This window comes from Vibrio sp. M260112, from assembly GCF_036533775.1.
Classification (GTDB): domain Bacteria; phylum Pseudomonadota; class Gammaproteobacteria; order Enterobacterales; family Vibrionaceae; genus Vibrio.
Map to the genome: position 1 here is coordinate 30141 of NZ_JATABH010000007.1, position 17196 is coordinate 47336.

Below are 17196 nucleotides of genomic sequence, written 5' to 3' on the forward strand. Positions count from 1 at the left end.
GATCTTGACTAACTCTGGTTGTTCGAAAACGAACGCTGTACTAGGGTAAAACCAGTGCTGTCACTCACTATTTTTAGCGTAAATCTGTCAAAAGAGAAATCAATTCAGTTATGATGATTGCAATGGAATCAGAAGGCCTACATCGAAATGCAGCTAACCGCTAACAAGACTGCACAGTTTTTTATCCAACGCGAATACTATCAAGTTGAATTAGAATCCGATGCGTTGATCCTCAGTTCAGAAACCAGCGAAGAACACATTCCGTTTAATGTATGGAGTGGTCAGGTTCAAGTCAAAAATGGCCTGTTTTGGGGAGGGCTACTTTTCTTTGCATATAGCAATGAAGGCGAAAGGCAAGCTTGGCTAGTACAGGGTCTACCGCTTGATAAGTGCCGAGACTTCGCGCGCCTTGCCATCGCACGCTACCAAAAATGGCACCAAAATCAGTGCCAACAGCTATTTATACACTTACCCAAATGGGAACAGGCCATTGAGCAGTTTCATCGTCAACCTGCTTTTCTTACCCATTCGTCAGTAAAACAATGGCAGGACTCCGTTAGTGCGGATTTCGCTCAGATGAATATGAATCTTGAAGATGCATTACTGAGAATGCCCGAACGCATGCGTAAGATTGAGCCTTGGATTAGTGATTCCGATCAGAAGCTAAAACACCGTAACGAGCTTTGGATGGAGAATGAGCTAGAAAATTGGCAAGTGCTCTTTTCGCAAATTGAGTCCTCACCATTGAATCTGAGTCAAAAGCGTGCGGTTTTGCTTAACGATAACAATAACCTCATTCTCGCAGGGGCGGGTTCAGGTAAAACCAGCGTACTGACAGCACGTGTTGCCTATCTGTTGCAAAGTCACATTGCTCGTCCTGAAGAAATTCTCTTGCTCGCGTTTGGGGGTGATGCCGCTGATGAAATGAGCCAACGCCTCAATGATAAAGTTGGATTAAGTGCAGAACGTGTCAAGGTCAGTACTTTCCATCAGTTAGGGCTGCATATACTCAATCAAGTCGAGAGCGAGCTTGTCACGATTTCTCCGTTGGCGATCGATGACAATCAACGTAAGAGCTGGTGTATTGATTGGCTCAAAAAACACTGGATGACACCAACCAACTTTAAACGTTGGCAAAAACATCTTTCGAAGTGGCCAATCGCATACTTAGCTGGTGACGATGAACTGGGAAGCCATGTTGAGAATCCGAAGCTTATCGCATGGCTAGAACAGCAGTTGTCTCAGCTCGCATTGATGGAATGTGGAAAGAAAGAACTTCAACAGTTATTGGTTGAGCACCCTGAATACACACGTTTAAACAGTGAGTTATCTTTGGTATGGCCGTGCTACCAAGCCTGGAATCAACAGCTTAAAGAGCAGGGACATATCGACTTTAACCTTATGATCTCCAAAGCGACCCAACATGTCGTCAAAGGCAAGTTTCGATCGCCGTGGCGTTACATTATGATTGATGAGTATCAGGATATTTCTCCTCAGCGTTTAGCACTGATTGAGGCGCTTTGCCAACAAGAAGAGCATAGTGACTGCATACTGTTTGCTGTCGGCGACGACTGGCAATCCATTTATCAATTTGCAGGTTCAGATGTTGATCTTACTACTGGGTTCGCCAAGCGCTTTCCAAACTCAACGATTCATCATCTTGATACTACTTATCGCTTTAATGACAAGATCGGCGAAGTGGCGAATCGATTTGTGCAGCAAAACCCTACCCAGATTCCTAAGGTGCTCAATAGTCATAAAGAGCAAAAATCGAAAGCGGTGACGCTGATTCCTGCCGGAAATGTGGAAAAAGTGCTCGATCAATTGAACAGGAATGCGAAATCGATTCAGAGTGTATTGATATTGGGCCGTAACCATTACCACAAACCTGAGCTATTACGTGATTGGCAGAGAAATTTTGGATTACTCTCAATTGAGTTTATGACTTGTCATGCCAGTAAGGGCAAAGAGGCGGACTTTGTTATAGTTGTGGGGGTCGATGAAGGGCAGTTCCCTGCCCGTGTCAAAGCACTGCACATTAATGGAGCCTTGACCCAGTCTGAAGATAGCTTCCCTTATGCCGAAGAGCGACGTCTGTTTTATGTCGCCTTAACTCGAGCGAAAAAGAAAGTCTGGGTAGCACATACAGGTTCAGGTTCTTGTTTTGTCAAAGAACTCTGTGAGCAAGATTATCCAGTCATCGTACAGAAGTAAGGAAATCACCAGTGAGCGGTCAGTATTGCATTACGTTAACCACAACAGATAGCGATGAAAGCGCGCAATTGATCATTAATTCAGTGTTGAATAAGGGATTGGCAGCGTGCATTCAGACGATGCCAATCCACAGTCATTATGTTTGGAAAGGGGAAGTCTGTTCCGCAAATCGTCCAAATCCCATTTGTAGAGGGCTATAACCCTTATTTGGCTTGGTAGAAGAGAACACACGCTGTTGAAGTAAGGCACTATCCCCTTGAGAGCCTAAGAATGCGATGCCTTCGTCTCCTCCAGCGAAGGCTGATGCGCTAGCAGCTTTTGAAGTACTGGGTCATATTGCAGAGTTTGAAACCCGGATGCTAAGCAAGTCGACATAACTCACTGATAGTTTGACGGAAATTGTGTGCGTTGAGTCATAATCATATCGGAAGCGATATAAATTTCTGAGCTAAAATATCTTTTTATGATATAATTTTGCCCAATTTTTAAACATCGGTATATGTGTTGTTGCAGTGCAATTCTGCCTACCTTATCGTTTCCAGTTCCCCCTCTGGCAGGATTGTTGTCACTGTTAAAATTTAACCAGTTTGGGTGGTAATGAGTGAGTTTTGAATCGCATTCCAACAGAAAGAAAAAAAGCCATATTGAAGAAGCTACTACCTCCTTATTCAATGTCTGTAAGCCAAGTAGCAAAAAGGTATTAGCACAGCAACCTTGTATCATTGGAGGCAGCAACTTAGACACTCTTATCCACGATGCCAAGCAAAGTGGCTGCCGTCTAGAGTACGCTTGCCATGAAGTTCAAATTGATTTGAGAGCGTATAGACGCTGGTATCAGCAAGGTGAAATACAGGCTGACCAAAGACCGACCTGCGTCAGGCCAGAGCCTGCAAGCAAAAGGCTTTAAACAACTGGTTGCTAGTCGCAGTCGGGTTGAGGCGTTCGTACGCTGGTATAACACCGAGCATAAACACAGTAAGTTAAATTACGTCACGCCATCAGAGCGTCACAATGGAAAAGATAGCGAGATTTTAAGACGTCGTTCTGATGTGTAGTCGATAGCAAGAGAACGACACCCTGCGCGTTGGTCAGGCAAAATTAGGAACTGTGAACCCGTTGGTGAGGTTCATCTAAATCCAGAAAGAGAAGCCGCTTAATAAGTAAGCGAATGATGACAACTATCTTGAAAAACGCCGATTATTTGAAAATTAATTTTTTTGCCCCAAGACTATTGTTCTTGGTTCATTCCACACGTCTAAAACAAGAGGAAATGACTACATGGAATATATCAATCTGCCGGCACTAGGTAACTTTGCGGCGTATTTTAGCACAGGACTAGCTTTCTTACTTATCTTTAAGTACATCGTTCTTGCCATCACTCCCTATGACGAGTGGAAACTAATCAAAGAAGAGAAGAATGTCGCAGCTGCGGTTGCATTAGGTGGCTCTTTAATCGGTTTTTGTATCGCTCTGTTCGGTGTGCTGCAAAACGCTGTGAACTACTATGATTTCGCTATCTGGGCTGTGGTAGCTCTTACAACACAAGTTATCTCTATCAAAATTGTCAGATTCGTTTTTATGCCTAAGTTTGTTCAGCGTATCGAAGATAACCAGGTAGGTGCAGCTGTCGTAGCAGCATCAATGTACATTGCTGTTGGTCTTCTAAACGCCGGCGCCATGACATACTAAGAGGTATAGCTGTGAAAAAAACTCAAGGTAAAGTAAATATTCATAGGCACTTGATTGGTGATCGCAAGTCTATCGTCATGTTCCTTGGATTGGGGGCTGTTGCTACGCTAACAGGCTGTGATACTAAAGAAGATCCTTACTACGCTTTTACAAACATGGATACATGCGAAAAGCAACTGCCGGGCCAGTGTGAAGCAGCGTACAAACTTGCTGAAAAAGAAGCAAAGCGTACTGCACTAAAGTTCATGGTTGAGTCGGAATGTAGTCGAGACTTCGGTCGCAATATCTGTCTTCAAGACGATCAGGGCGCTTGGTATCCAAAAATGGCTGGTTTCATCACTCACAAAGATGAAAACGTCGATTTCACGCACCCATTCTTCACAACGTTTAACCATACGCAAAGTTTATATGGGAAAGCATTCATGGCCAACGGTCGAGAAATAACCGACTTACGTGATATGAATGGTCTGAACCTGTCTCTTGAAGGTTCCTACGCAAAACCATTACCAGATTCCAAGCTGGATGTGGCATCTATCTCAGTTGCTCCAACGTCAGGTTCATCAACCGACGTTACTGATGAAACAAAAGGTGGTTCTAATGGTTCAGGTGCTTCAGTAGCTAATAGCCTGATTGCGGGATACTTGTTGTCAGAAGCATTAGATGAAACTGGCGACTATTTGTCCGAGCGTGAGCGAACTAAGCGATATCAGCAATGCTTAAAGTCAGGACGTAACGACTGTAACAGTTACACAGTTACATCGGGTACTGGGCGAATTGGAAATGTGAATAGTAATGCTGCTTACAAGACAAACACCAAACCATCACTACTAAGCACAACCGCCAAAACCAATAACCCTAGTACTACCTACAAGAGTAGCCCAACCAAAACATCAAAGTCATCTGGTGGCTTTGGTAGCTCGGGTCGTTCTTTTGGTGGTTTCGGCGGTTAAATAATTCAGGAATGCTCATGCTGCAACAAGACATTGAACCTCGCGAGGGTTGGGAAAATCGCTTACTTGAGCTCGGTTTTGACTTCTATGAGGTTTCATCAAAGCATCCTTACTGGTGCGAAAATCGATACTTTCAACTAAACCGCGCCCAAATTGATCATATTGATAAGGTTACTGAAGAACTACATGAGTTAGCTATCAAAGCGGTGGCTCACGTTTTTGATAATGACTTATTACATTTGTTCGGGTTACCAGAAAAGCACTATGATTTGCTTCGAAAATCTTGGGCTACTGATAAATCCTATTTGTATGGTCGATTTGACTTCGCTTGGGATGGTAAAGGTGAGCCGAAGATGTTGGAGTACAATGGGCAGACACCAACATCCTTGTTTGAACTGTCTGTTGCGGCATGGGACTGGATGAAGCAATCAGTAGAAGCAGGGAAAATTCCTCGCCATGCTGATCAATTTAACCTACTGGACGAACGTATCATCACTCAGTTTGCTTACCTGCGTGAAGCAAAAGGCGTTGAGTCGATGATCTTACATTTTGCCTGTGATGAGACATCATCAGAAGATAGAAGAACTGTCACCTATTTAGCTCAGTGTGCTCAAGAGGTGGGTTTTGAAACTGTAATTGTTGATATAAATGAGATTCAGTTGTCAGTTGATAACCAATTCTTAGACCAAAACTCAAAACAGATTTTCAATTTATTTTCACTGTACCCATACGAATTTGCACTTCTAGATCCGTATGGGGATTATATAGAAGAAAGTGGCTGTAAGTTTATCGAACCACTTTGGAAAGTGTTACTTAGTTCTAAAGCTTTGCTTCCTATCATGTGGAAACTCAACCCAGGGCATCCTAATTTGTTGGAGTGTTACTTCTCAAATGAAAAGGAAGTTGCATTAATCGAGAACAAAGTAACCAAGCCAATCTACTCTCGAGAAGGAGCGAACATCGAAATTGAGCTCCAAGGTGAGACTGTAGAAGGTACGACAGGGAACTACGGTGCAGAAGGCTTTATTACTCAAGAATTTGCTCCGTTAGCTGAATTTAAGAACGGTCGGGTCGTAATTGGATCTTGGGTAATCGGTAAAACAGGGTGCGGTATTTCTTTCCGTGAATCAGATAAACTAATCACAAACGACGTGGCACGATTTGTACCACATATCATTGTTTAACAAGGATATAGACATGTCTTTACAAAACATCAAAGCGCATTTAGAAGCTTCAGATCATAACTGGACTATTGGTGAAATTGAAGGAGGCTTGACCATTACCAATGGCGACGGTATTCCGGCTCATCTTGTTCTTACAGAAAACCAGATGATCATTGAAACCATTCTTTTTAAAGAGTCAGAAATCAAAGATGTGGCTCAATTCGACGACTTGATGATGCAAGCACAGAAGGGCTTACCACTAACATCGGTTGGTAAGTCAGAGATCGAAGGCACAAAATACTATGTTGCGTTTGGAGCGTTGTCATCTAGCTCAATCCTTGATAATGTAGAACTTGAGCTCGTTATGCTATTCCAGAACGTTACTGAAATTCTCCATTCTTCTAGCGATTTTCTACGAGAAACTAAGTAACCAAAAGGAAGGTAAATAATGAGTATTTTTTCACGATTAGTAGCTGGTTTTGTCGGTAAAGCAGAAGCGAAAGCTGAAGCAGTAGCAGATAAAAATGCAATTCCCGAGCTTGAGCACTATATCCGCCAAGCAGAAGGTGAAATTCAGAAGTTTGACCAAAATATCAATGAAGTGCGCGGACAACGCAAACAACATGAAAAGACGGTCCATGATCTGGAAGCCAAAATTACCGGTTACAAAGCAGATGCGCAGCAATTTGCCAACAATGACAACCAAGAACTTGCTTTGGAAGTGGCTCAAGAAATCCTTAAGCTTCAACCTCAGCTAGAAACTGCTAAGTCACGCGTTGAACAGACTAAGAAGACAGAAGATAACCTGATTTCGACTGTTCAAGGTCTGAAAGAGCGTATTGTTGCAATGAAAGAAGAAATCGATTCGATCCGTTCAACAGAGCAGCTCCAAAAGGCTCAAGCTGCAACGTTGAATGCGACAACTGGCCTTGATTCAAAATCTAAGACAGCTTTAGATGCCTTTGAGCGTATCAAAGCTCGTCAAGAGAAGAATGGTCACATGCTTGATGCAGCACAAGAGCGCGCAGCGGAAGCTAGTGCACCATCAGGTTTGGACGCTCGAATCGCAGCAGAAAAAGCAGGCCCATCTCAAGATGCTCAAGCACTTTTAGATAGCCTGACAAAGAAAGACAGTTAACATAACGTCTACAAGGGCGACTCTTTGGAGTCGCCTTTTTTCTCTGCTACAAGGATTTCATATGTTAAATAGAATAAAAAAACTTTTCGGTGGCGAGCCAACTCCGGTGCCATCGCAACCAGAAAAACCTCAATTGCCTCAAGTCCTAGGCTTACACCTTGGCGGCACATTTACTTTGGATGCACTCAAACTTCGTTCCCTTGAAAGTTCATTGATCATTGAAGGTGCTGCACCAGAGCAAAGGATTGAAGCAATAGGGGTTGTTGATTTGGATGAACGCCGAAAAATCGTTCGCTACTACACTGATGATGATGGGTTCCTTCAGATTCAGTTGGAAGACAATGAAATAATCGAGATTATCCTTTGGTACTTTCACGATACAAAGGGAATTCTTGATGCTGATTGGCAACCACTTCTTCGCGATAAAATAGCAATTGGTCAATACGAACTTGAAGGTCACCAGTTCACTCAGTCGTTTGAAGGTAACAAACCTGAAGTAATCACAGAGAAAACGTACTTCAAGAACGGAACGGAGTCTGAAACTGACCAATTCTTTATGCCATATATTCGTGAGATTGATAGTCATCATGCAAGTGTAGAATTGTTGCTTGTTTGTGCCGAAGAGAAGTACAACAAGGTTTCTGGCAACCTAGAGCATGAGTTAGTAATTTCAACAGGCGTACATCTGAACCCTATCGATATTAAGAACAACTAAAATGCAGAAAAATATCTCAAAGAAGTTAATTGAGCTTTGGGATGAGTACTTCTCAGTAGTTGCAGATGGCCTAGGTAAATTGCATTTAGGCCTGCTAACACTGAGTTTTGTTCTCATTGTCTATTTTGGTTACCTGCTATTAGGCGAAGGTCACTTGATCGAATCACCAATTAGGATGACCTATTATTTAGTAACTGTAGGCTCCACGGTGGGCTTTGGGGATTTGCACCCGCTAACTGAGGTAGGACAGGCATTCACGGCACTTGTTGTGATACCTGGCGCTCTAGGGTTATTCGCATTGGTTGCTGGTAAATTATTGGCAAAAGGAATGTCTCTTTGGTACAGGAAACAAAAAGGTATGCATACAGTTAGAAACAAGTCTGATCATATAGTGTTAGTCGGATATAACCAAAATCGGACCCCCTCACTGGTAAAACAGATTGCTCGAGAAGATAAAAGGGATATTGTGCTCATTTCAGTAGAGCAACATGAAAACCCGTTGCCGGATTTGGTTTCTTTTATCAACGTCCCTTCGTTTACCAATGAAGATGAGTTAGAAAGATCAGCTTTAAGCCGAGCTAGCTGCATCATCATCGATACCGACGCAGATGAAAATACGCTGACGATCGCTCTTTTTGCGAGTTCTCTAAATGGAACTGCTCATTTAGTCGCTCATTTTAATGATCCTGTTAAAGCAAAAATTCTTAAGTTACAATGTCCAAATGCCGAAGCTATCTCCAATCTCAGCACAGAGCTTCTGGCCAAAAGTGTCATAGATATTGGGTCAAGCCTCTTACATAGTGAAATGGTTAGTGCTGAACGCGGTCAGACTCAATATGGGATTGAAGTTAAGTCTGAATGTTCATTTAAAGTATTGGATATTTTCATAGATTTTAAGCAGAAAACTGAATCTACAATTATTGGTATGAGGCGTCGAAATGAGGAAGTTGTCATACTTAACCCTGACCTCGAGATGATTATTCATCCAGGAGATACTCTCTACTACATAAGTGATGAAAGAGTTGATTTTGATGAATGGCCAACTCCATAAAGTGAAGGCGAACCAAGTGTTCGCCTTTGTTGTTTTTAGGCGGATTACAACATAATTTCTAGTTGCTTTTTGTACAGCGATTTAGGATTCTGTTACAATTTATTCTTTCTAGCAAATATCTGATCATTACCTATAAGGTGATTATTCAGTTTTCAGATGGCTAGACTAGGGTAAATGTCAACGAATGAGGTTCTAGTCAGTTAATGAATGCAGAGGTATTTTCAAGTGGTTACAAATCGAGAAGTGTTAATAAGGGAACTGGTGTAAGCGTTTATCGGAACCTGAATACCCCATGTGGCTTCGGTAACTTGATCATCAACATTGGCGATATGCTACAAGAAGCATCGGGTGGATATTTCCCATCGACCACACACCGCGTGATCAACCCTGATGGCTCACGTCAAGAACATTCACGGCTGTTCCTTCATCCAAAACCAGAAGTCGTCTTATCTGAACGCCATACCGCAGATAGTTACTTGATGGAACGCCTAAGAGAGCTTGGTGTCATTTAGTCTGTATTCATTCACCAATTAAGAGTCAGCAAAGGTGGCTCTTTTTTTATGGCTCAGGCGACAAATGTAACAAGCAAGACTCGACAAATAAGTGATTATGTCATTTATTGAATAAAAAAAAGAGAAAGGCTTATGGACGATAAACAACAACTCACTGCCCAGTTTCAGCAGTATATGGAAAACCCGTTGCTTTGGCCGGTATTAGAGGTTCTAAGAAAACACCCAAGTGGCTGGAAAGTCCACACTTTGGCTTCTCATTTGGGCGATCTTGGTTTTATCCCCGTACTAGACCCTTCTCCAGAAAAAGATCTATTTAAGCGTAACTTTCTTATCATGAATGCGCTCTACCAACTTCAGGAAACGCTCTATCCAGAGAAATGGCTGCAAGTTGAAGCGATGAATATTGTTCTGATGCCTGCACATCAAGTCGCAGGTCATAAAGTCGACGTAAACGACCCACTGCGTGATTATTACATCCACTGGAAGAACTATGAAGCGGAAGAGGGCGAAGTGAAACGTTTACTCAATGAGTTCTGGACGCGCTACCGTCATTCTGTTGGAAGCACCAATGGAAAAAACATGGACAGAGCGAAGGCGTTGAGTCTATTTGAACTTCATCATGATGTGAGCCAAACAGAAATTAGAAGAAGATGGCGAAAACTGGCGCTCAAATGGCACCCAGATCGTGAGAAAGGAGACAGTGAACGTTTTCGAGTTCTCTGCGAAGCATGGAACGTACTACGCCATTAACGCGCTCATAAGCGGTTAAATTCTTTTTTGAGTATTGTAAGGATCGTCGTGTTCCACCAGCGTTGTTTAAAATAGCGATTTTCAACCAGAGTCGCTTCAACCCGCATTCCAAGTCGTGAGCATAGTCTGATTGCTGCTCGGTTTTCAGAGATGGTTTCCGCATAGGCTCGATGAATAGACAATTGGTCAAAGCCGTATTGCAATAGGGCTCTCATTGCTTCTTCACTGGCTCCTTTTCCTTGTGTTCCACGCACCAAACCACAGCCGATGGACGCTTGTTGTTCGTTTTCGACGCGCAGAGCGGCAATGCCTAAGTAGCTACCGGTCATCTTATCGGTAATCGCCAAATGGAACTGTTGGCGCGGTTGTTGTTCAGCTTGTGTAATGAACATCTTAACCAGTTGCTCACTCTTGGTTTGTGAGCAATCTTGTTCATTGTAAAAACGTTGATACTTGGGATCTTGGCACTGTTTAACGTAGTGCTGAATGTCCTCTTGAGTAAAATCTCGTAAAATAAGATGTTCGGTTTCCAGTATAAAACTCATGATTCATGATCTAAAAAGCGCCAGTTAAGGCGCTTTATACATCAGTTACGGTTAAAACATCATTTCGATGGTTTAAATTGAGAGCTACGCATTCTATTTAGTGCTGCCATCACATCTAACGGGCGTGGTTTCGCTAGATCGCCTTGGTTTGGCATGAGCGCAGACCAATCACCATACAGCATTTCTTTGATTTCTTTCGCAGGATTATTTACCCAGCCAGGGCGCTGAGCAAGTTGGAACCATAGCCAGCCAATGGCATTGACTTCAGCGCTAGACTCTAGTTGTTCGAGCGCAGTCAGATCGGTGAACTCTTTGCCAAAGCGCAGTGAATCGATGCCTTTGGCTGCGACTCGAAATTTTCCATCGACTAAGATTTTTTGTAGAGCTGAACAGTTCAGTGCTCGTGGACGAAAGGTTTCTAACTCCGCTTCGCTTTCATTGTGACGCTCGGTTGGATGCTGAAGCACAACTTGTTTAGCTTTCGCGGTCACATCGACAGGCTGATAGTTATGCATCTGAATAACGGTATCGGCTACGTCTAGATAATCACCTGAACCACCCATAACGATAATCGTCGATACATCCATTTGATCCCTTAGCTGACCGATGCGATCAACGAGCGGAGTAATAGGTTCATCGCCTTTACTTACCAACGCCTGCATTCGTTCATCACGAATCATAAAGTTGGTCGCTGAGGTGTCTTCATCGATGAGTAAACCACATGCGCCCGCTTCAATAGACTCTTGAAGCCATGCGGCTTGAGACGTTGAACCAGAGGCATCTTGAGTCGAGAAATCTCGAGTATCTTTGCCCATTGGCAGATGGTTAATGTAGTTAGACAGATTGAGATTGTGGACACAACGACCATCTTCAGCTCGGATCTTCATCGCTCCGTCGTTAGTGACTATGGTTTCACGACCGTCGCCAGGAATGTGGTTGTAGATAGAGCGCTCAATTGCTGTTAGCAGCGTCGACTTACCGTGGAATCCACCACCGACGATCAGAGTAATGCCTTTCTTGATACCTAGGCCTGTGATCGCGCCTTGGTTTGGGGTCTCTATTGTCACCTCAAGTGATTGCGGAGCAACAAATGGGATGGCATCTTTCATTGGTAAGTCGCAGTTGCCAGCAACTCGAGGCAGTATCGAACCGTTCCCAACAAACGCGATAAGCCCTAATTTATCAAGTTGGCTACGCAAAGCATATTGGTCTTCAATGACCTCACAATGATGTTTCAAGGCTTCTAAGTCTAGTTCACGCTCAAGAGTGGCTCGACGTATGTACTTAGGCAAATGAAAAGTCAAAAGGTTATCCGCTTTTTTGCCTAACACTGAGCGTCCCTCTGCTGGCAGATTGACGCGAAAACGCAATTCTATGCCTTCATCGGTGAATAGAACTGCCGTGCTGTCGAGTACCGCTTGTCCTGTTAAACTGATACTGAGTAAAGAGTCTTGTTTGGCAAGTTGTGCGAAACTACGCGCAATAAAATCGCGCGCTGCAATCTGGTAGTGTGCAGATTTCTTCAGTAGCCAAGCGAGTCCTGTTAATGACCAAGGGCGAACGGCACGCACACGTGATGCTGAAGCGTATGGGTCACCCTGTACGTATTCAATATGGAATGTGTAGTCACCGAAGTCGTAATCGCCTTTGATTTGCTGGTACGCACGGTAGTTCTGTTTTTCAATTTTCTTTAGCTTTGCAGTTAACTGATCCATCTTGATATCGTCGGTTAGGAACACGAAAGGCGAGGATTATAGGAATCGCTCGCCTAAGAGTAAAGGACTAGTGTGGTTGTGATGAGTAACTATATTTCATCGACGAAGATATCTGATTGTAAAGATTGTTTTCGAATTCATCATAGGGCATTGGTTTACCATAAAGGTAGCCCTGACCGATATCACATCCTTCGGTGATGATAAACGCCTCGTGCTGTTCGTTTTCTATCCCCTCAACGGTAACTTGTAAGCTCAGCTTCTGTGCAATACTGATAATCGAGCGCATGATCTCTTTGTCTTGTTCACTTTCATCAAGTTGATGGACAAAGCTCTTATCGATTTTAATGGCGTCAAACGGAAATTTTTTCAGGTAATTGAATGATGCGTAGCCCGTACCAAAATCATCTAGTGACAGCGTCACTCCCAGCTTGTTTAGCGACTGCAGCGTGTTACGTGCAACGACTTCATCCGCAATCAGACCACTTTCAGTAATCTCAAGCTCTAAGTAGCGTGCAGGTAGTTCGTAGGCAGTGAGCAGATCTTCAATCTGATTGACAAATTGTGGACTTTGCAACTGCACTGCAGAAACATTGACACTGACGCGAAAGTCATCCACCTTGGCAGACCATTCTGCGGCTTTTTGAATCGCAGAACGAAGCACAAAGCTTCCCACTTCAAAGATGAGGCCGTTTTGTTCCGCTAAGTGGATTAGTGTTTCATTGGAAATATCACCGAGAATAGGGTGTCGCCAACGAAGAAGTGCTTCTGCTCCTACCCAACGATGGGTTTCCGGTGACACTTTAGGCTGGAAATAGAGAAGCAGGTCATCGTTACGAACAGCCTGAAGCAGGTAACTTTCAAGTTGGCTGATGTTTTTCTGTGTATCGGAGATGTCCTGAGAGTAAAAGCTGAATTTATGACCGGAATCTTTACAAGATTGCATCGCTTCAGAGGCGCATTTAAGTAGACTTTTAGCACACTGGCTTTCGTCTGAACTGGCGACACCAATATAGCTATGTAGGTGTAGGCTTTCCCCTTCGACAGTAAACTTTGATTGGCTGACATCGACCAACTCCTGACATAGCAGATAAATATCGCTGTCGTAGCTGTTGGTTTCAAAAATAAACACCAAGTCAGTGGAGCTTGGACGTGCGGTTATCACATTCAATGCTGAGTGTTGATGGAGTCGCTGACGAAATTCAATAAGGATGTGTTCCCAAGTTGAGTAGCCATACTTAGATTGAATACGTCGTCCGTTGGTAAAGCCGACGTGCAGTACACCGACTTTTCGGAATTGATTATCCGAGACATTTTGGATCAAACGACTTGCCTCTGACTCGAGTGCTGAACGATTCAAAAAACCAGTCCCCAAATCATGCAACTGCTGATAGCGTACTTGACGCTCGGCGGCGCGGCGCTTGTCGATCTCTTGGTTTAGAGAAAAGTTGAGTTTGACCAGATCTTGTGTTCGAGTTTGAACGCGCGATTCCAACTCGCTGTTGAGTTGTTGAAGGTGGTAGTTTTGAAAAACGGTTTTTAGTTGTGCCTCAATGGAGTCACGAAATGACATCAACAATTGTTGATAGGTTTGATTAAACGGGTTTTCAATATTATCGAGCGCGCAGATGGTTCCGAACATTTTACCGTTAGGCCAACGTAAGGGTAAGCCGCAATACGCTAGCATGCCGAATTTCATGTCAGGATTGTTTTGCCACTGGCTATCCTTGGACGCGTTAGGCACCAAAAGCAGCCGACTTTCGTTGATCACCGTTTCACAGTAAAGACCTTGGCCTAAACCCTCTTTGTCCCCAATGTGATAGGGATGGGCATTGTTATTGTTCACGCTAAACACTTCAATATGCTCTTTGTGCACGCGCATGATTAAAGCGGCTGGTACGGAAATAATCTCAGCTAAAAGGTTAACGATAACTTGCCATCCCGAGCTCATTTCATCAGGAATTACCATGTTGTCTGTATTTAACTTAGACATACAAACTCCCTGTCGTTAATTTTTTATAAGGGCAGTCCTTGCTCTCTGTTTTAAGGATAGTCGTTACGATGCACATACGGGTAAAGAAATGTTTAATAATTAAACGGTGGATGGCACAGGAGTTCAAGGATGCATGATGAAATAGACAAAAAAAAGCCCCAAGGCTCAGCTTTGGGGCAATCAATACACTTTGTCTTATTAATGAGACGTGGTTTTAAAACAATAACTTCATTTTATAAACTTATCAATATTGATGTCGGTTGAATAATCTACACCTTGCAAATCGAATCCGTTTAAATTGAGGAACTCATGCTTGAAGCCAGAGTAATCACCTAACTGCATGAAGTTGCCGCAATCCATTTCACTGATTAACTGCTTAACTTGTGATTGTGTATCCGCATCAAGTTCCCAGTCATCCATTCTAATCAGCCTTTCACCATCAACAGGGACAGGCTCAGAGCCGTAAAGTTTGCAACTAAACAGACGTAGCATTTGTTCGATACATCCCTCATGGGTGCCTTTCTCTTTCATCACTTTATACAGAGCGATAATGTATGGGCTTAGACCTGGTATAAAGACACTCGCTTTGGTCACCAACGCTTTACAGACGGTTGCGTATGCGCCGCCTTCGAAGTTCGCCATTTTCAGATTCAAGGCATGGCTGGTTTGATGCAGGTCTATTTTCGCTCGGCCTAATGTGCCATCAAGGTAGATTGGGTGAGTCAGTTCTGGGCCAATATAAGAAAAGGCGATCGTTTTACAACCATGAGCAAGCGACTCTGAATTGATCAGAGCATCGATCCATGCTTCCCAGTCTTCGCCACCCATGACCTTGCGTGTCGCTTCTGCCTCTTCTTCGCTCGCAGCTTCTAACTTTGAGTTGTACCACTTATCATTTTCAAGCAGTAGCGTAGTCCCTGACACAGGTTGACCAATAGGTTTAATAGCAGAGCGCCAGAACTGTCCTGGTTGTTCTTTTGGTCTCACGCCTGACGCAACACTGTAAATAATCAGGTCAACTTCACCTTCAAAATAGGTTTCGATCGCTTCAATGACGTCATCTTTTATCTGTTTAGAAAAAGCATCGCCATGGATATTTACAGCGATTCGTCCCGCGCGTTTGGCGTGGCGTTTAAAATAGTAATTGTTGTAGAAACCCGCAGACCCTGTCCCTTGTTCAGAAGGTGCTTTTTCAAACGATACGCTAATGGTGTCAGCCTGAGCACCGAATGTCAGAGCAATTCGGGAGGCTAGGCCAAAGCCAGATGAACCACCGATGATTAAGACGCGTTGGGGCCCGTTGGTTATGAGTTGAGAAGACTTTACATATTCAATTTGGTTAAGCACGGCTTGCTCACAGCCTAATGGATGTGCGCTGCGTGCAACAACGCCATCTATTACAGGTTTTATAATCATTTTTTGTCCTTCACCTACTGAGGGTATTCGGAGAAAATTAACGTAAAGCTATGTAAACTTCATTGAGCTAGGGCAACTAGAAGTGATTAATTAACTGATTGGCAACAAAACTTGAAATCCAAGCTTGTGCCTCCGGCTTAGGGTGAAGGCCATCGTCCATCATCCACTCAGGTTTGATAATCACACCTTCAAGGAAAAAGGGCAGTAAGGGGACATCGAGCTTTGCGGCTAATGAAGGATAAACGGCTGAAAAGGCTTCAGTGTAACGCTTGCCATAGTTTGGCAGTACATGGATCTGCATAATAAGTGGTTTGGCATTTGTTTGCCTAATTAATGCCACCATTTGTGATAAGTTGTTTCCAATCAGACCCGGTGGAAAGCCACGCAGTCCATCATTGGCTCCAAGTTCTATTAGGACGTAGTCAGGTTTGTGCTGCTCTAACAGTTTAGGAAGACGTGCTAAACCATTGCCCGTTGTGTCGCCAGAAATGCTAGCATTGATTACGGTAACATGTTGATCCTTATTGGCGAGATCTTGCGTAAGAAGAGATGGCCATGCTTGCTCGATCGGCATTTGGTAGCCAGCGCTAAGGCTATCACCGAGAATCATCAGGGTTTTGCTATACGCAGGATTAATAAAAGTCAGTAAAAGTACAAAGGAAAGTAGTCGAAACATGCAAACATCCGTAATTAAAGCACACTCATTGTCTAAGATAGTCTCTACTAAACAAGAGCAATTAACAATCCTTGAAGACGTCAATCTCGACATCAAGGAAGGAGAAAGTGTCGCTATTGTAGGGACATCTGGTGCTGGAAAATCGACACTGATGACATTGCTGGCAGGTTTGGACATCCCCACCAGTGGTGAAGTGAACCTTCTAGGACAATCGTTACACACGCTTGATGATGAAGCGAGAGCGGCTATTCGCAGTGAATCGGTTGGCTTTGTGTTTCAAAGTTTTTTACTCATCCCGAGCCTTAGCGCGTTAGACAACGTCACTCTCCCTTGTTTGCTGAAAGGTGAAAGCGAAGATAAGCAAAGGGCGACGACGTTACTTGAATCTGTAGGGCTTGGAAATCGTATCCATCACTCTCCAACGCAGTTATCCGGTGGGGAGCAGCAGCGTGTAGCTTTGGCACGTGCTTTTATGATTCAGCCTAAAGTACTGTTTGCCGACGAGCCAACGGGTAATTTAGATGAACAAACGGCGAGCACGATCATTGAGCTACTGTTTGAACTGAATAAAAAGCATGGTACGACACTGGTTTTGGTGACGCATGATCAGAAACTCGCGAAACGTTGCGATAGGGTGTTGACCATGAAAGCAGGCAAGCTGGAGGCTTAGTG

Annotated in this window: 16 protein-coding genes and 2 pseudogenes; 13 read left to right on the forward strand and 5 right to left on the reverse strand. The window is 43.6% G+C overall.

Translation table 11 applies throughout. From position 1 onward, the window contains the following. Window positions 1-147: 147 nt before the first annotated feature. The 12 genes and pseudogenes from helD (at window position 148) to QTN95_RS05055 (ending at window position 10182) form a co-directional block, all read left to right on the forward strand. On the forward strand, window positions 148-2214 hold the full coding sequence (helD, locus tag QTN95_RS05000) for a DNA helicase IV (protein WP_331416568.1): 2067 nt from the start codon (window positions 148-150) through the stop codon (window positions 2212-2214). Between the two features lie 11 nt (window positions 2215-2225). Continuing rightward, a pseudogene (cutA, locus tag QTN95_RS05005) lies at window positions 2226-2453 on the forward strand (divalent cation tolerance protein CutA). 603 nt (window positions 2454-3056) lie between these two features. Then, window positions 3057-3269, forward strand: a complete 213-nt coding sequence (locus QTN95_RS05010) for an integrase core domain-containing protein (protein ID WP_331416569.1) — start codon at window positions 3057-3059, stop codon at window positions 3267-3269. A gap of 223 nt (window positions 3270-3492) precedes the next feature. Beyond that, window positions 3493-3903 (forward strand): DUF350 domain-containing protein, encoded by a 411-nt coding sequence (locus tag QTN95_RS05015; RefSeq protein WP_331416570.1) that lies wholly within the window; start codon window positions 3493-3495, stop codon window positions 3901-3903. A gap of 11 nt (window positions 3904-3914) precedes the next feature. Continuing rightward, on the forward strand, window positions 3915-4853 hold the full coding sequence (locus tag QTN95_RS05020) for a DUF1190 domain-containing protein (RefSeq protein WP_331416571.1): 939 nt from the start codon (window positions 3915-3917) through the stop codon (window positions 4851-4853). Window positions 4854-4870: 17 nt separating this feature from the next. Then, the gene (locus tag QTN95_RS05025) at window positions 4871-6037 is read left to right on the forward strand and encodes a glutathionylspermidine synthase family protein (RefSeq protein WP_331416572.1); all 1167 of its coding nucleotides are present in this window, start codon (window positions 4871-4873) and stop codon (window positions 6035-6037) included. Between the two features lie 13 nt (window positions 6038-6050). After that, a complete protein-coding gene (locus QTN95_RS05030) occupies window positions 6051-6446 on the forward strand; it encodes a DUF2170 family protein (RefSeq protein ID WP_331416573.1) in 396 nt (131 codons plus the stop codon). An 18-nt stretch (window positions 6447-6464) separates the two neighbouring features. After that, on the forward strand, window positions 6465-7154 hold the full coding sequence (locus QTN95_RS05035) for a PspA/IM30 family protein (protein WP_331416574.1): 690 nt from the start codon (window positions 6465-6467) through the stop codon (window positions 7152-7154). Between the two features lie 61 nt (window positions 7155-7215). Then, window positions 7216-7869 carry a DUF2491 family protein gene (locus QTN95_RS05040; protein ID WP_331416575.1) on the forward strand — a complete coding sequence of 218 codons (654 nt, stop codon included), beginning with the start codon at window positions 7216-7218 and terminating at the stop codon, window positions 7867-7869. Window position 7870: 1 nt separating this feature from the next. Beyond that, complete coding sequence (locus tag QTN95_RS05045; RefSeq protein ID WP_331416576.1) at window positions 7871-8920, forward strand: ion channel; 1050 nt, start codon at window positions 7871-7873, stop codon at window positions 8918-8920. Window positions 8921-9201: 281 nt separating this feature from the next. Next, window positions 9202-9432 (forward strand): annotated as a pseudogene (locus tag QTN95_RS05050) (isopenicillin N synthase family oxygenase); the annotation flags it as partial. A gap of 132 nt (window positions 9433-9564) precedes the next feature. Next, window positions 9565-10182, forward strand: a complete 618-nt coding sequence (locus tag QTN95_RS05055; protein ID WP_331416577.1) for a DNA-J related domain-containing protein — start codon at window positions 9565-9567, stop codon at window positions 10180-10182. Between the two features lie 5 nt (window positions 10183-10187). Here the strand turns inward: QTN95_RS05055 and QTN95_RS05060 are convergent, their stop codons facing one another. The 5 genes from QTN95_RS05060 to tesA all read right to left on the reverse strand — a co-directional run bounded on the left by QTN95_RS05060 (window position 10188) and on the right by tesA (window position 16524). Beyond that, a complete protein-coding gene (locus QTN95_RS05060; RefSeq protein WP_331416578.1) occupies window positions 10188-10727 on the reverse strand; it encodes a GNAT family N-acetyltransferase in 540 nt (179 codons plus the stop codon). A gap of 59 nt (window positions 10728-10786) precedes the next feature. Further along, window positions 10787-12442, reverse strand: coding sequence for an ABC-ATPase domain-containing protein (locus QTN95_RS05065; protein WP_331416579.1), 1656 nt, complete (start codon window positions 12440-12442; stop codon window positions 10787-10789). 67 nt (window positions 12443-12509) lie between these two features. Next, window positions 12510-14432 carry a sensor domain-containing phosphodiesterase gene (locus QTN95_RS05070; RefSeq protein ID WP_331416580.1) on the reverse strand — a complete coding sequence of 641 codons (1923 nt, stop codon included), beginning with the start codon at window positions 14430-14432 and terminating at the stop codon, window positions 12510-12512. Between the two features lie 228 nt (window positions 14433-14660). Continuing rightward, window positions 14661-15848 (reverse strand): enoyl-ACP reductase FabV, encoded by a 1188-nt coding sequence (gene fabV, locus QTN95_RS05075; RefSeq protein ID WP_331416581.1) that lies wholly within the window; start codon window positions 15846-15848, stop codon window positions 14661-14663. A 76-nt stretch (window positions 15849-15924) separates the two neighbouring features. Next, complete coding sequence (gene tesA, locus QTN95_RS05080) at window positions 15925-16524, reverse strand: multifunctional acyl-CoA thioesterase I/protease I/lysophospholipase L1 (protein ID WP_331416582.1); 600 nt, start codon at window positions 16522-16524, stop codon at window positions 15925-15927. Here tesA and QTN95_RS05085 point away from each other — a divergent pair. After that, complete coding sequence (locus QTN95_RS05085) at window positions 16523-17194, forward strand: ABC transporter ATP-binding protein (protein WP_331416583.1); 672 nt, start codon at window positions 16523-16525, stop codon at window positions 17192-17194. The genes tesA and QTN95_RS05085 overlap by 2 nt on opposite strands. Window positions 17195-17196 lie beyond the last annotated feature (2 nt).

Excerpts from the sequence above, each read along its gene's own strand:
- helD (WP_331416568.1), top strand. The coding sequence starts at position 148 with ATGCAGCTAACCGCTAACAAGACTGCACAGTTTTTTATCCAACGCGAA.
- QTN95_RS05015 (WP_331416570.1), top strand. The coding sequence starts at position 3,493 with ATGGAATATATCAATCTGCCGGCACTAGGTAACTTTGCGGCGTATTTT.
- QTN95_RS05025 (WP_331416572.1), top strand. The coding sequence starts at position 4,871 with ATGCTGCAACAAGACATTGAACCTCGCGAGGGTTGGGAAAATCGCTTA.
- QTN95_RS05030 (WP_331416573.1), top strand. The coding sequence starts at position 6,051 with ATGTCTTTACAAAACATCAAAGCGCATTTAGAAGCTTCAGATCATAAC.
- QTN95_RS05035 (WP_331416574.1), top strand. The coding sequence starts at position 6,465 with ATGAGTATTTTTTCACGATTAGTAGCTGGTTTTGTCGGTAAAGCAGAA.
- QTN95_RS05040 (WP_331416575.1), top strand. The coding sequence starts at position 7,216 with ATGTTAAATAGAATAAAAAAACTTTTCGGTGGCGAGCCAACTCCGGTG.
- QTN95_RS05045 (WP_331416576.1), top strand. The coding sequence starts at position 7,871 with ATGCAGAAAAATATCTCAAAGAAGTTAATTGAGCTTTGGGATGAGTAC.
- QTN95_RS05055 (WP_331416577.1), top strand. The coding sequence starts at position 9,565 with ATGGACGATAAACAACAACTCACTGCCCAGTTTCAGCAGTATATGGAA.
- QTN95_RS05060 (WP_331416578.1), bottom strand. The coding sequence starts at position 10,727 with ATGAGTTTTATACTGGAAACCGAACATCTTATTTTACGAGATTTTACT.
- QTN95_RS05065 (WP_331416579.1), bottom strand. The coding sequence starts at position 12,442 with ATGGATCAGTTAACTGCAAAGCTAAAGAAAATTGAAAAACAGAACTAC.
- QTN95_RS05070 (WP_331416580.1), bottom strand. The coding sequence starts at position 14,432 with ATGTCTAAGTTAAATACAGACAACATGGTAATTCCTGATGAAATGAGC.
- fabV (WP_331416581.1), bottom strand. The coding sequence starts at position 15,848 with ATGATTATAAAACCTGTAATAGATGGCGTTGTTGCACGCAGCGCACAT.
- QTN95_RS05085 (WP_331416583.1), top strand. The coding sequence starts at position 16,523 with ATGCAAACATCCGTAATTAAAGCACACTCATTGTCTAAGATAGTCTCT.
- tesA (WP_331416582.1), bottom strand. The coding sequence starts at position 16,524 with ATGTTTCGACTACTTTCCTTTGTACTTTTACTGACTTTTATTAATCCT.